Raw genomic sequence first — 13,516 nt, 5'->3', positions numbered from 1 at the left:
GTCTGCTGCACCTGTCTGATCGAGAGCACCGGCAGCTCGGCACGGCCGCCGCCTGCACGACGCGCGGCCGTGCCGCCACCAGCGTCGAGCCCGGCGTGAGTTCGGCCCTTGAGGTGACCTGAGTGCCGCCCGCGGGGGGCGCCGGGGCCACGGGCTCGACCGTCGCGGCAGGGAAGCAGCAGTCGAACCCCGGTCGGCCACGGCACCGCATCGGCCCCCACGCAGTGCTCAAGACAATCATGGCGGCCATTCCCGCGACGATCACCGTCCGTCGCCGCTGGGAGGCTCCAAGGGGCGATCACAGCGTGCCACACCTCCCGCTCGCCCTACGGGTCCGGGGATGTCCGCATTGGCAGGGACGTCTGCGGGACGTCCGAGGGGATGCTCTCAGCGTCCGGACCATCCTCGGGGGCGAGGAACCCAGGAACAGCCGTTGGCTGTTGGACGCCTGGGATCAGGCGATGGTGAGCGGCCCGTCGGCCAGGTACGCCGCCGGCGGAGTACGCCGGGCACACCGCGCTGACCCATGAGGTGTTCCCCCACGAGCTCGATAAGGAGCCGGCATCCGCGCCCCCTACGAGCCGGCGTACCTGCCGGTCAATCGGCTGCAGGACGGCGCGGTCCACGACTGGTGAGGCCTTCCGTCACCCCCCGGCGCCCTCGCGGTCGGCCGGTGGAGCGGTGCTCTCCCGGACCGTGAGGGTGGTGGCCAGCTCGAGCCCGGCCTGCGGCGTCTCCTCCCCGCGCCCCAGGGCGAGCGCCAGCTCGGTGGCGGCCGCGGCCATCTCGGTGAGCGGTTGGTGGACGGTGGTCAGCGGAGGATCGACCAGGGCGGCGATGGGCAGATCGTCGAAGCCGACCACGCTCAGGTCCGCCGGGATCCGCAGCCCCATCGTCCGCGCGGCCTGGTAGACGCCGATCGCCTGCAGGTCGTTGCAGGCGAAGATCGCCGTGGGCCGCTCCGGACGGTTCAGCAGCTCGAGCGCGGCGGCGCGGCCGTCCTCGGTGGTGAGCAGGGTGCGTACGACGAGGTCGGCCTCCACCGGGAGCCCGGCGGACTCCCGGGCGGAGCGGTAGCCGTCGAGCCTGGCCTGGCAGTAGAGGGTCCGGTCGGGGCCGCCGATCATCGCGATGCGGCGGTGTCCCAGCTCGATCAGGTGGCGGGTGGCCGACCGCCCGCCGGACCAGTTCGTCGCTCCGACGAAGGGGACGTCGTCCGGCAGTTCGGTGGCGGGGTCGAAGACCACGAACGGGATGCCTTTGGCGCGCAGCCGGTTACGCTGCTCCGCCGACAGCTGGGCCACCGTCACCACGCAGGCGGGGCGGCGGGCCAGGGTGTCCTCGCTCGGATAGTGGACCGCGTTGCGCTCCGGGCCGAACTCCGTCAGCACGACGGCCACGCGGTGTTCGCGGGCCACCCGCTCCACCCCGCGGATGATCTCGGTCCCCCACATGTGCTCGAGCTCGTCGAAGACGAGTTCCATCATGTTGCTGCGGTTGGTCCTGCGGTATCCGTACTCGCTGATCAGCGCCTCGACGCGGGCACGCGTGTCCGCGGACACACCGGAACGGCCGTTGATGACCTTGGAGACCGTGGGGATCGACACTCCGGCGGTCTCCGCGATGTAGGAGATCGTCACGGGTCTGGACGAATCGCCTCGCGAGCCTTCCCGGTCAGCCACCGGTTCGCCCGACTCGGCGTGTGACAACCTGGCTCCCCTCCTCATCGGCCCCGTCCGGTCGCCCGTCGTGGGCCGTTCACGGCGCAAGGATAACCTGCTCCGGCCCTGTGTCGTGATCGAGAGGCTCGTAGTCGAACGGCACCGTGCCGGACGCGGCGTACATGCCGATCACCCGTCCGGTGAAGCCCACTCCGACCGGCTCCGACCAGGGGCCGGCGGGGTCGGTGGCGGTGCCGATCTGCTGCCAGTGCACCAGGTCCCGGCTGTGGAAGACGGGTACGCCGGGAAAGTACTCGAAGCTGGAGCAGGCCAGGAAGTAGTCGTCGCCGACCCGGCACACGCTCGGGTCCGGGTGCGGGCCGGCGATCACGGAGTTGGTGAACGCGCCGTCGATCCAGCCGTCGGTGCCGGTCGCCTGTACACGGGCCAGGGTCATCCGGATTCCTTTCTCGAGGTCATCCCTTGATGGCGCCGATCAGCATTCCCTTGACGAAGTGCCGCTGGACGAACGGGTAAGCGACCAGGATGGGGATGAGGGTGAGGGTCACCACCGCCATCTGCAGCGACAGCGGAGCAAGCGCCTGCTGTCCCAGATGCTGCCCGTTGGTGACCCCGGTCCCGGGATGAAGTTGCCCTGCAGGGTGTAGGTGTAGATGATCATCTGAAGCGGCCATTTGCCGTTGTCCGGCAGGTAGAGCAGCGCGTCGAAGAACGAGTTCCAGTAGCCGACCGCGTAGAACAGCGTGATCACCGCCACCACGACGCGGGAGGTGGGGATCATCCCGCCGCCGAAGAACATCGTCACGACCAGGGCCATGAGGATCGTCCGGTGGCCGAAGGAGCGCGGCCGGGACAGCCCGTACGCGCACAGCACCGTGACGACCATGGAGACGGCGGTGCCGGCGAGCGCGACCACCACACTCACCAGCAGCGAGTGAACGATCCGGGAGTTGGTGAAGATCGTCCGGTACGACTCGAGCGTCAGGTCGTGCGGCACGAGACGTCGTAGAACTGGAAGGCCATGACCGAGCCGATCATCGGCGCGTAGGTGAACACGATGAGCAGCACGAGCGCCGGCACCGTCATCACCAGCAGCGTGCGGTCGCGCCGCAACCGCGTCCGCCGGCTCATCCCGTTGGCGGCGGGCCGGCGATCGGGTCTCCTCCTGGCGGGGGTGGCCGCGTCATTCCTGGTTATCGACGCCACCCGCCTCACCCGCCCGTGCCGTGCTTGTCACGGATGCCTTCGTAGAAGCCGCGTAGCCGGTCCCCGCCCTGTTTGCGCCAGGTGTCGACCGCGGACCTGAAGGCCTCGATCGGCTTGCGGCCGTACCGCACGTCCTTGAGACCTGCTGGCCGATCGAGGCGTACTGCGGCGGCTCGGAGACCACCGAGTGGTCAGGTCAGCCGGCGGAGCAGGCGGACCCGTTGAGCGCGAAGCCGGTGGGGTTCGCGTCGTTGCCGGTCCAGGTGCCCTGGAACCCGAACGACTGGGAGCCGCCCGCCGGTATGGCGCCGTTGTAGGACGCGTTGGTGGCCGTCACCGCCGCGCCGCTCTGCGTCACGCTCGCGTTCCAGGCGGTGGTCACCTTGGTGTCGCCGGGGAACGTGAAGGTCAGCCGCCACCCGTCGACCGCGCTGCCGCCGGTGTTCCTGATCGTCACGCTCGCGGTGAGCCCGCCCTGCCACTCGTTCTTGGTGTAGTCGACCCGGCAGGCGCCGGTCCCGCCGCCGCTTCCCGCGCGCAGCTGGACGACCACGACGGAGTAGGCGGGCACGGTCTGTACGGCGGCGCTCCCGGTGGAGGCCGAGCCGATCGACGAGGCGTTCTTCAGGTACGAGTACACGGTCGGCGTCGCCGAGGACGGGGTGAAGCCGCTGTAGGAGAGGTTGACCGTCGTGGCGTTGTTCGGGTCCTTGTTGATCAGCATGACGCTGACGTCGCCGTTGGCGCGCTTGACCGCGTGCGTGGACAGCATCGCGGTGGAGGAGGTCGTCCGCACCAGCGCGTCGCCGGAGGCGCCGAGCTTGGTCATCATCTGGATGCCGTAGTACGGCGGGAACGGCGTGTTGGCGGCCGGTTCGCAGGACGCCCCGCTGGACACCACGCCGCCGTCGTTGAAGTCCGTCGCGCCCTGGATGGTGGTGACCTTGCCGCAGTCGGTGCCGTTGCGCAGGTTCCACCAGTCGATGTTGAACGCGCCGTTCTCCATCCAGGTCAGGTAGACGTCCGGCGCGTACAGACCGGACGGCGAGGTGTTCAACGCGTAGTTGGAGCTGTCCTCGGTGACGGCGATGCCGACGTTGGGGGCGTTGCCGCCCGCGTACTGGTTGATCAGCGCGCGCAGCGCGCTCGTCATGCTCGGGACCTCGGCCTGCGGCTTGGTCACGAGCTCGGCCTCGTTGGCGCTGTTCGGGTAGTGGTGCACGATCACGAAGTCGATCCGCGAGCCGGCGATGGACATGACGGTGCGGTTCCAGTCCATCGTGTCGCCGGGGCCGACGACGCCGTCCGGCCAGTTGCCCGGCGTCGTCAGCACCGCGCCGATCTTGATCGTGGGGTCGACCGCCTTCATCGCGGTGACGTAGTCGAGCAGGTTGGTGGCGTACGTGGCGGGGCTCTTGCTGGCGTGCTTGTCCGTCTCCCACTCGGCACCGTAGTGGCCGTTGCCGTACATCTCGTTGCCGATCTCCCAGTACTTGATGCCGTAGCCCTTGGTGACGTTGGCGTACCGCACCCAGTCGGCGGCCTCCTGCGCCGTGCCCGAGCCGTAGTTCGCGGTGACGATCGGCTGCGCGCCGGCCGCGCGGGACGTGGCCACGTACGCGTCGAACCCGGTGTTGGGCGCCACGTACCCGCCGCCCTCGACCGTGTGCGTCTGCCAGTGGTAGCCGTCGGCGTAGCCGCCGCCCGGGTACCGGACGGCCTTGACACCCGCGTCCTTCAGCAGCGTGGATGTCACCGGATCGTTCATCCGCCCGTCCCACACGGCGACGTTCATGCCGACGCCGACGGCGGGGATGGTGGCCAGCGTCTGACCGGCGTCGACCGAGACGGTGGCGGTCGTGGCGGCGGCTGCCGGCAGGGTGGGGAGCGGGGATAAGCCGGCGGTGACCGCGACCGTGGCTCCGGCCAGAGCGATCAGACGGGTGACGCGTCTCCTCATGGACCCTCTCATGAGCCCTCCTGGGGCGAGAAAGTTTTCCGAGATTTGGTGAGATAATTTCTCGGCAGAGAGTAGTTAGCGTTAACCATGACGTCAACGAGTGCCGGCCATGGCGGACAGGAGTCCAGCTTTACCGCTGGATGAGGTAGGCATCCTCCTTGAAACTTTCAGAGACAGGACACCGAAAGGTTTCCGCCAGGAGGATGGGCGCGCGCCACGCCTACACGCTTGATCCAGTACGAGGGACAACCGGCCTGCATAATGTAGCTTAGAGTAACTAGATCATCACTCTGAGTGAAAAGGCGGTGTTGTCATGAACGCCCTGGCGTCGCTTCTTAACGCGCTGCTGCATCAGGTGCAGCAGCTCCTCGCGAGCCTGCACGTGGGCTGACGGACGAGGGTCGATCGGCTCCAGTCGAACGTACGGCTGGAGCCGATCGCCACCAGGCCAGACCCTCCGGCTCCACCGCATGACAACCTTCGCCTTCGGCATGTGGATCTCGGCGTAAATCAATTGTCCACGTGCCGTCAACGACCGGCCCGCATTCTTGTCAATGGCAACGGGATGCGCACAAAACCTCGGCATCCTGTCCCCCAAGATGACGGAGGTCTCCGATGCCGCTTCGCCAGAGCTTTTCCTGGACGGCGACCGGCGGCAGCAGCGCTGCAATAAGCTCCGTGAATGGTGGTGGAAGGGCACGATCGACGTGGACTTCTGGGCCGACAACGGGGACAAGTTGGGCACCCGCCAGTGCGACGTCCCGGCGGACAAGCCTTTCCCCGTCCACACGTGCTATTTCGATTGACCAGCCGAGCGTGAAAGCGCCGCGATCCGGCGCTTTCACGCTCGGCAAGCCCCGCACTACGGGTGAACCTCTTGCTGTGATCGGGCAGAACACCTCGTAGAGTGGATGGCGTGGGCAGGATCGCCGGCCCGCGCAGGCAGGGCGCACGCAAGCCGGGCACGCCGCAGATCGATTACGCGGCGCTGTTCGCCGCCACGCCGAGCCCGTGCCTCGTACTGGATCCCGGCCTGATGATCGTCGACGTGAACCGCGCCTACCTGCGCGCGACCGGCCGTACCGCCGAGGAGCTGATCGGACGGCACATCTTCGACGCTTTCCCCGACGACCCCTGCGCAGAGGGTGTGAAGAGCCTGCGCGCCTCGCTGCACCGGGTGCTGGCCCACCGGGAACCGGACACGATGGTGTTGCAGAAGTACGACGTCCCGCTCGCCGACCGCCCCGGAGCGTTCGAGGAGCGCTGGTGGTCCCCGATCAACACCCCTGTCCTGGCGCCGGACGGGACGGTGTCGTGGATCCTGCACCAGGTGGAGGACATGACCGAGTTCGTCCACTCCTGCTCCGCTCGGCAGCCCGCCGCCCACCTGTCGGCGGGGCAGGAGATGGAGGCCGAGCTGTACGCACGGGCGCAGGAGTTGCAGCGGCTGAACGAGGAGCTGCGCCATGCTCACGCCCGTGAACGCCAGGTCGCGCTCGCGTTGCAGGAGGCCATGCTCCACTCCCCCGACCTGGACCTCCACCCCGACGACATCGCGGTGCGCTACCTGCCCGCCGTCGGAACGCTGAACGTCTGCGGCGATTGGTACGACGTCGTCGACCTGCCGGACGGCCGTTTCGCCGTCGCGGTCGGCGACGTCGTGGGCCAAGGGCTGGAGGCCGCGACGGTCATGGGAATGCTCCGCAGCGCGCTCAGCGCGGCGATCCGCGCGGTCAAGGAGCCGGGCCCGGCGCTGGAGGTGGTCGGTCTGTACGCCCGTTCCCTCGAGGGCGCGCTGGCCACCACGGCGGTCCAGGCCGTGATCGACACCATGGGCTGCCGCATCACCTACAGCAGCGCCGGGCATCTGCCGCCCGTCCTGCTCCACCCGGACGGCTCCTGCGCGCTGCTGGACCAGGCCACCGACCCTCCCCTGGGCGCCCGCCCCGACCACGTCACCCGCCCTCAGACCGAGCTCCCCTACACCGCGGGAGACACCCTCGTCCTGTACACCGACGGCCTCATCGAGCGCCGCGGGGAGGACATCGACGTCGGCCTGGCGCGCCTGACCGCCGCGCTCGCCCGGTGCAGCCGGCTGACCCCCGACTGTCTCGCCGACGTCGCCCTGAGCTCCTTGGGCATCAGCAGCGGCGCCGGCGACGACGTCGCCCTGCTGGTCACCCGGCTGTAAAACCCGCTTATGTCAGGCCGAGGTGGCCCGGACCGCCTCGCGGATCAGGTCGGCCACGTCCTTGGGACGGGACACCGCGACGGCGTGCGAGGCCCCCTCGACCTCGACGACGGTCGCGCCCGCCCGCTTGGCGCCGAACCGCTGAACCTCGGGGTTGATCGCCTGGTCGGCGGTGGCGACGAGGGCCCAGGAGGGCTTGGTCCTCCAGGCCGCCGTGGCCGCGGTCTCGGTGAACGCCCCCGCGGCCAGCGGCCGCTGCGCCACCGCGAGAATCTTGGTGACCTCGGCGGGGACGTCCGCGGCGAAGATCTCCGGAAACGCCTCGGGGGCGATCGTGACCTCGACCGCGGGGTCGGCGCCCTCGACCGGGTAGGCCGACTGCCGCAGGTTGGCGCCCAGCGGCGACTCCGGGAAACGTCCCTGCAGTTCGCCCAGGCTCTCGTCGTCCTCGAGCACGTACGCGGCGACGTAGACGAGGCCGACGACGTTGGCGGTCGCGCCGGCCACGGTGATGATCGCACCGCCGTAGGAGTGGCCGACCAGCACGACGGGGCCGTCGATCTGGGCGGCCACCGAGGCGATGTAGGCCGCGTCGGAGGCCAGGCCGCGCAGCGGGTTGGGCGGGGCCACCACGGGAACGCCGTGCTCCTGCAGTTCGGCGATGACGCCGGTCCAGCTGGCGGCGTCGGCGAACGCGCCGTGCACGAGAACGACCGTAGGAGTGGTGCTGTCCGTCATGGGGAGGGCTCCTTGATCAGGGGTGGGCTGTCCGGGGCGCTCAAGGGCGCAGCGCGTCGCGGAGGAACTCGCCGCCCTGCTGGGTGGCCGCCTTCGCCGCGTACGTGTCGCGCATCGCGTTGACCATGACGAAGTCGTGGATGATCCCCTGGTAGCGCACGGCCGTGGTCGGCACGCCGGCGGCGCGCAGCTTGGCGGCGTACGCCTCCCCCTCGTCGCGGAGCACGTCGGCCTCGGCCACGATGACCAGCGCCGGCGGCAGCCCGGCGAGCTCGTCCAGGCTCGCGCGCAGCGGCGACGCGGTGATCTCCGCGCGCTGGGCGGGGTCGGTCGTGTACTGGTCCCAGAACCACTTCATGCCGTCGCGGCTGAGGAAGTAGCCGGTGGCGAACTGATCGTAGGAGCCGGTGTCGAAGGCGGCGTCGGTGACCGGGTAGAACAGCAGCTGCGCGGCCAGCTTCGGCCCGTTGCGCCGCTTGGCCAGGATGGTGGTGGCCGCGGTCATGTTGCCGCCGACCGAGTCGCCGGCCACCGCGATGCGGGCCGGGTCGAGGTCGTGCTCGGCCCCGTGCTCGGAGATCCACTGGAGCGCGGCGTAGATCTCCTCGATCGCGGTGGGGTATTTCGCCTCCGGGGAGAGGCTGTAGTTCACGAAGACCGTCGCGGCCTGGGCCCGTACGGTGAGCTCGCGGACGAGCCGGTCATGGGTGTGGGCGTTGCCGAACACCCAGCCGGCGCCGTGGACGTACAGGATCACGGGCAGGGTGCCCTGGGCGCCGGCCGGCCGGAAGATCCGGATGGAGACCTCGCCCGACGGGCCGCCGGGGACGGTGAGGTCCTCGATGTCGGCGTCCGGCACGGGGACGTCGCCGTCCTGGACGCCGTCGACGGCCTTGCGGCCCTCGACCGGGCCGAGGTCGTAGAGGAACGGCGGGTTCTTGGTCGCCTCGGCGAACGCCTGTGCGGCCTCTTCGAGGACGGGCTTGATATCGGACATGCTGCCTGATCTCTTTCCATGCGCGTACGTGCCACCTGTGGGCGGCTTACGCAGGTCAGCATCGCAATCCCACCGCCCCGGACGCATCAGTAAGTTGACTGGTGTCAACGCCGGGCGGCCAGGGCGTCCTTGAGGAAGAGGGCCCCCTGGCGGACGGCGGCCAGCGCCGGCGGGCTGTCCCGCAACGGGTCCAGCGACGCGAAGTCGTGGACGGTGCCCAGGTATCGGACGGCGGTGACCGGCACACCGGCCGCCAGCAGCCGGCGCGCGTACTGCTCGCCCTCGTCCCGGACGACGTCGGCCTCCGCGGAGACGATCAGCGCGGGCGGCAGCCCCGCGAGGTCCGCCGTGCTCGCCCGTGCCGGCGCGGCGGTGGGTTCGTGCTCGTCGTCGGTGTACTGCTGCCAGTACCACTCCAGCGCGGCGCGGGTCAGGAGGTAGCCGGAGGCGAAGCGCCGCTGCGAGGCGGTGTCGCAACGCGGGTCGGTCATCGGGTAGTACAGCAGCTGGGCCCGGATGCGTGGCCCGCCGCGCTGCTTGGCCATCATGGCGAGCGCGGTCGCCATGGTGGCTCCCGCGCAGTCGCCGGCGACCGCCAGTCTCCGGCCGTCCAGCCGCAGGTCGGCGGCGTGCTCGGCCACCCAGGTCAGCACCGCGTACGACTCCTCGACGGCGACCGGGTAGCGCGCCTCGGGCGTGCGGGTGTACTCGGGGACCACGAACGCGGCCTCACCGGCGGCGGCGAGCTCGCAGATCATCCGGGCGTGGGTCCGCGCGTCGCCGAGCATCCAGCGGCCCCCGTGGAGGTAGACGACCACCGGGAGGGGGCCGGTCGGCCGGACCGGCCGGAACACCCAGAAGCCGGCGAGCCCGGACGGCCCCACCGGCGCCACCAGGAACTCGGCCGCCACGTCGAGGTCGTCGCGCTGGTGGTCCTGGGTCTCCAGCAGTGCCTGCCGCCCGTCGACCGGGCCGAGCTCGTGCAGGTACGGCGGTGCCGCCGAGGCGTCGACGAGCCTCTGGACCAGGGGATCGAGGACGACGGCGGGCCCCTCGCAGGCGCCGCCGTCCGTGGCGGGGTCAGTTCCCACGTCCCTCACCTTTCGCTCGCCGAGTGTGCCGATCGTACGCGCGGGTGGTCACAGGTCGTCGAAGAGGTCGCGGAGCTGGTGCCGGCTGCTGACGCCCAGCTTCGGATAGACGTTGTAGAGGTGGGAGCCGACCGTGCGGGGAGACAGCATGAGCTGCTCGGCGATCTCCCGGTTGCGCAGTCCCCGTGCCGCCAGCCGGACGATCTGGCGCTGCTGGGCGGTCAGCTCCGCCAGCGGGTCCGCCTGGGCGGGCGCGGCGGCGACGCCGCTGGCCCGCAGCTCCACGCGCGCCTCGTCGGCCAGACCGCGGGCGCCGAGCCGGGTGAACGACTCCAGCGCCGTGGCCAGGAGCGACCGGGCGTCCAGGGGCCGGCGTTTCCTGCGCAGCCACTGCGCGTAGTGGAGCCGGGCCTGCGCCCGGGCCAGCGGCCACTGCTCCCCCGCCGGGTTCACCGTGGCGAGCCGGAAGTGGTGCTCGGCGTCCTTGGGTTCGCCGGTCAGCGCGGCGGCGTGGTGCACGAGCAGCGTCATCCGGGTGGTCGGGCGTTCGCCCAGCGCGGCGCGCACCGCCGCGACGATGCGCGCCCCCTCCTCCTGCCGGCCCGTCCGCTGGGCGGCCGCGGCCAGGTCGACGACCGACCGGTTCGACAGGAAATAGTGCAGGGGTACGCCGTCCTCGCCGAACAGCAGCCGGAAGTGGCGGAACGCTGCGTCGAAGTCGCCGGCCGCCGCGGCGCTCGTGCCGGCGGCGCGCAGCAGGCGGGCGTGGGTGGCGCGGTTCTCCTCCAGGCCGACGGCCGTCCAGGCGGGATCGGCCGGCATGTCGGCGGGCTGCCCGCGCAGGGCTCGCAGGGTCATCCGCAGCGCCTCGACGTCGATCTCCAGATGCCTCAGCTTCTGAACGGCCGCCAGCGTCGCGGTCTCCTCCAGATGCTCCTCGGCCTCCGCCCAGCGACCGGTGTCGATCAGCGCCGAGCCCATCGCCGCGAGCGTGGGCGCGGCATTGCCCATGGAGCCGTACGCGGTGAGCAGGGTGTACGCCTGCCGGAAGGACTCCACGAACAGTTCGGACTCGTCGGCGTACCAGGCGACCGCGCCGGCCGCGTGCAGGCGGGTCACGTCCGCGAGGCCGGTCGGCAGTTCCGGCGTGCCGGGCCGGCGGCGGATCCGCCGCAGCAGCTCGGGGGCGTTGACCGGGTCGGCCCCGGCCAGGGCCACGGCCCGGACCGCCTCGAAGGCGTCGCTCGTCGTCAGCTCGGAGTAGGGCGTCTCGCGGCTCCCGGCCTCGAGCCCGTCGAGCAGGGCCGCGATCGGCCGCCGCACCTCGGGCAGGCCGGACTGGAAGGCGACCGCCTGGAGCACGGCGGCCAGGGCGAGCACCGTCATGCCGTCCTTGGGCGGATCCGGCTCCAGCGCGCTCAGCAGCACCTGGAACCCCTGCCGCTGGTGGCCGGACAGCGACAGGGCGATGCCGGCGCCGCAGGCCGCGACGCCCAGCAGGTCCCGGTCCTCGGTCAGCGCGGTGACCTTGTCGTACAGCTCGCGTACCCACGAGGGGTCGCCGGCGTTCTGGGCGGCTCGCAGCGCCTTGGCGTACCGCCGTGCCCGGTCCGCGGCGTCCGGGCTGCACTCGGCGGCCCGTTCCAGCGCGCGTGCCGCCGCGAAGAAGCCGCCACGGCGTTCGGCGAGCTCCGCGGTGTCCTCCAGCGCCGCCGCGACGGACTCGTCCTGCCGCGGGCACGCGGCGGCCAGGTGCCAGGCCCGGCGCGCGGGGTCGGCGTCGAGGACGGCCGCGAGGTCCGTGTGCACCTGCCGGCGCAGGTGCGCGGGGGCTCCGTCGTACGAAGCCGTACGGACGAGCGGATGCCGGAAGGCGACCCGGCCGCCGGCGATGGTCATGAGACCGGCGTCCTCCGCGGGCGCCCACACCCCGAGATCCGATCCGGCGCCTGCCGCGGCCATGATGGTCTCCAGGTCCTCGTGGTCCGAGGAGGCGGCCGCGTAGAGGATCAGCCGCTGGGTGTCGGCCGGCAGGGCGCGCAGCTGGGCGGCGAACATCTCCTGGATGCGCAGCGTCTGCGGCAACCCGCCGCCGGGCACCGCCTGCCCCGCTCGTACGGCGCGGGACAGTTCGATGATGGCCAGGGGGTTTCCGGCGGCCTGTTCGAGCAGGTCGATCCGGGCCCGGCCGGTGGGCGGCTCCGGCTGGGCGTCCAGCAGGTGCGCGGCCGCCCGGCGGCTCAGCGGTGCCAGGGACAGCACGGGCAGGTCCGGATTGAGGCCGTCCGGGGGTGTCTGGCCCCGTGCCGCGAGCAGCACCGTCACGGCGTGGGTCGCCAGGCGGCGCATCACGAACCCGAGCACGTCGCGCGTGTCGCGGTCGAAGTGCTGCACATCGTCGGCGATCAGCAGGACGGGCCGGCTCCGGGAGACGCGGGCCAGGAGGTTCAGCACTCCGACGCGCAGCGGCATCGGGTCGTGCTGCCGGGTGGCGGCGACGATCCCGAACGCCGCTTTCAGCGCCTCCCGCTGGTGTTCGGGAAGATCGTCCGTCTCGGGCAGCAGCGGAAGAAGCAACTGGTGCAGGGCGGCGAACGACTGCTCCACCTCGGCCTCACAGCCGCGGGCGGTCAGCACCAGGCTTCCGGTCCCGCGCGCGTGGTCGGCCGCGGCCTCCAGCAGCGCCGTCTTCCCCGTTCCGGCCTCCCCCAGCAGCAGCATCGTCCGCGGCCCGCTCCGGCGCCCGTCGATCGCGTCCACGAGGTGGGCGAGCTCGGTCCCCCGGCCTGTCAGCGTGGTGGTGGGACCGGGCGGGGTCCCGCGTTCCTCGCTCCCGCCGTCGATGCGCGCCCCCGGCCAGGAAGAACCCGGAGCGGCGGCGACCATCGGCTCATCCATGTGTGTCCCCCGTCGTACCAATGCCGGCGACCTTATTCTGCCAGTTACTGATGGTTTGGGCGATTTATCGAGGTTCGCCGTCCCGTCGTCCGCTAATGACACGGAAGGACCGTCAGGCCGCCGCCGAACCCGGCGCGACCTGGAAGACGGCAAACGTTTACTGTCCCGCCATTCAAGATCATCCAATTGGTCGCCGATGATCTTTACGTTTGCGGCGTTTGTGCGGTTCTCTCACCTACGTGGAAGGACATCCATGCGCATTTCCGCTCGGGCATTCGTCGTCACCTTAGCGACGGCCCTGGCACTCAGCAGCGCGACCGTGGCCGGCACCCCGGCCATCGCGCAGGAAGACCCCGCCCTGGCAGCCCTCAGCCAGGTGGTGCCCGAGATCGTCGAAGAGGCGCGGACGACCCCGCCCACCGAGATCCCGGACGGCGACGTCCAGCGGCCCTTCGCCATCGCGACGGACCCCGACCGTACGCTGGTCGCGACCGTCAGCGAGACCGACATCGGCATCGGCCTGCCGGAGGCCGACGGCGCCGGCAGCCAGCCGCTGCCCGGCCTGGTCACCTACGCCGCCAAGCAGCCCAGCGTGGCCTTCGCCCACCAGCGCACCGGCCAGATCGCCCGCGCGCTGACCATCATCAAGGACGCCTCGGCGCCGACCGAGTACCGTTTCCCGATCTCCGCCCCCGAGGGCAGCATGCTGGAGGTCGAGGAGGACGACGGCACCGTCCTGATCTACAACAACGA

At 71.0% G+C, this 13,516-nt stretch carries 13 protein-coding genes; 3 read left to right on the top strand and 10 right to left on the bottom strand.

From position 1 onward, the window contains the following. Window positions 1-644: 644 nt before the first annotated feature. From AB0L65_RS55485 to AB0L65_RS55460, 6 genes are all read right to left on the bottom strand, one after another. A complete protein-coding gene (locus AB0L65_RS55485) occupies window positions 645-1,640 on the bottom strand; it encodes a LacI family DNA-binding transcriptional regulator (protein ID WP_364264519.1) in 996 nt (331 codons plus the stop codon). A gap of 118 nt (window positions 1,641-1,758) precedes the next feature. Then, on the bottom strand, window positions 1,759-2,118 hold the full coding sequence (locus AB0L65_RS55480) for a family 43 glycosylhydrolase (RefSeq protein ID WP_364264517.1): 360 nt from the start codon (window positions 2,116-2,118) through the stop codon (window positions 1,759-1,761). Window positions 2,119-2,226: 108 nt separating this feature from the next. Next, a complete protein-coding gene (locus AB0L65_RS55475; protein WP_364264515.1) occupies window positions 2,227-2,679 on the bottom strand; it encodes a hypothetical protein in 453 nt (150 codons plus the stop codon). Continuing rightward, entirely contained in the window at window positions 2,664-2,888 is a 225-nt protein-coding gene (locus AB0L65_RS55470) for a hypothetical protein (RefSeq protein WP_364264513.1), read from the bottom strand. Before AB0L65_RS55470 ends, AB0L65_RS55475 begins: the two co-directional genes overlap by 16 nt. Before the next feature lie 5 nt (window positions 2,889-2,893). After that, on the bottom strand, window positions 2,894-3,019 hold the full coding sequence (locus tag AB0L65_RS55465; RefSeq protein ID WP_364264511.1) for a hypothetical protein: 126 nt from the start codon (window positions 3,017-3,019) through the stop codon (window positions 2,894-2,896). A 65-nt stretch (window positions 3,020-3,084) separates the two neighbouring features. Further along, the gene (locus tag AB0L65_RS55460) at window positions 3,085-4,848 is read right to left on the bottom strand and encodes a cellulose binding domain-containing protein (protein ID WP_364264509.1); all 1,764 of its coding nucleotides are present in this window, start codon (window positions 4,846-4,848) and stop codon (window positions 3,085-3,087) included. A 599-nt stretch (window positions 4,849-5,447) separates the two neighbouring features. Between AB0L65_RS55460 and AB0L65_RS55455 the strand changes: the two genes are divergently transcribed. Both AB0L65_RS55455 and AB0L65_RS55450 read left to right on the top strand, forming a co-directional pair. Next, window positions 5,448-5,654 (top strand): hypothetical protein, encoded by a 207-nt coding sequence (locus AB0L65_RS55455; protein ID WP_364264507.1) that lies wholly within the window; start codon window positions 5,448-5,450, stop codon window positions 5,652-5,654. 110 nt (window positions 5,655-5,764) lie between these two features. Further along, entirely contained in the window at window positions 5,765-7,039 is a 1,275-nt protein-coding gene (locus AB0L65_RS55450; protein ID WP_364264505.1) for a SpoIIE family protein phosphatase, read from the top strand. Between the two features lie 12 nt (window positions 7,040-7,051). On the opposite strand, the gene AB0L65_RS55445 is transcribed toward AB0L65_RS55450, so the two are convergent. The 4 genes from AB0L65_RS55445 to AB0L65_RS55430 all read right to left on the bottom strand — a co-directional run bounded on the left by AB0L65_RS55445 (window position 7,052) and on the right by AB0L65_RS55430 (window position 12,763). Then, the gene (locus AB0L65_RS55445) at window positions 7,052-7,777 is read right to left on the bottom strand and encodes an alpha/beta hydrolase (RefSeq protein WP_364264503.1); all 726 of its coding nucleotides are present in this window, start codon (window positions 7,775-7,777) and stop codon (window positions 7,052-7,054) included. A 40-nt stretch (window positions 7,778-7,817) separates the two neighbouring features. Continuing rightward, a complete protein-coding gene (locus AB0L65_RS55440) occupies window positions 7,818-8,774 on the bottom strand; it encodes an alpha/beta hydrolase (RefSeq protein WP_364264501.1) in 957 nt (318 codons plus the stop codon). Window positions 8,775-8,878: 104 nt separating this feature from the next. Then, a complete protein-coding gene (locus AB0L65_RS55435; protein WP_364264499.1) occupies window positions 8,879-9,865 on the bottom strand; it encodes an alpha/beta hydrolase in 987 nt (328 codons plus the stop codon). A 48-nt stretch (window positions 9,866-9,913) separates the two neighbouring features. After that, window positions 9,914-12,763, bottom strand: a complete 2,850-nt coding sequence (locus AB0L65_RS55430; protein ID WP_364264497.1) for an AAA family ATPase — start codon at window positions 12,761-12,763, stop codon at window positions 9,914-9,916. Between the two features lie 253 nt (window positions 12,764-13,016). On the opposite strand from AB0L65_RS55430, the gene AB0L65_RS55425 reads away from it, so the two are divergent. Continuing rightward, the coding region (locus AB0L65_RS55425) for a hypothetical protein (protein WP_364264496.1) at window positions 13,017-13,516 on the top strand (500 nt) is incomplete at its 3' end.

The organism is Nonomuraea sp. NPDC052116 (assembly GCF_040680035.1).
GTDB lineage: Bacteria > Actinomycetota > Actinomycetes > Streptosporangiales > Streptosporangiaceae > Nonomuraea > Nonomuraea angiospora_A.
This window is presented reverse-complemented; position numbering and strand designations above follow the sequence as displayed.

Bases quoted from the DNA above. Each gene is read 5' to 3' on its own strand.
- AB0L65_RS55480 (WP_364264517.1), bottom strand. From the start codon at position 2,118: ATGACCCTGGCCCGTGTACAGGCGACCGGCACCGACGGCTGGATCGAC.
- AB0L65_RS55460 (WP_364264509.1), bottom strand. From the start codon at position 4,848: ATGAGGAGACGCGTCACCCGTCTGATCGCTCTGGCCGGAGCCACGGTC.
- AB0L65_RS55455 (WP_364264507.1), top strand. From the start codon at position 5,448: ATGACGGAGGTCTCCGATGCCGCTTCGCCAGAGCTTTTCCTGGACGGC.
- AB0L65_RS55445 (WP_364264503.1), bottom strand. From the start codon at position 7,777: ATGACGGACAGCACCACTCCTACGGTCGTTCTCGTGCACGGCGCGTTC.
- AB0L65_RS55440 (WP_364264501.1), bottom strand. From the start codon at position 8,774: ATGTCCGATATCAAGCCCGTCCTCGAAGAGGCCGCACAGGCGTTCGCC.
- AB0L65_RS55430 (WP_364264497.1), bottom strand. From the start codon at position 12,763: ATGGATGAGCCGATGGTCGCCGCCGCTCCGGGTTCTTCCTGGCCGGGG.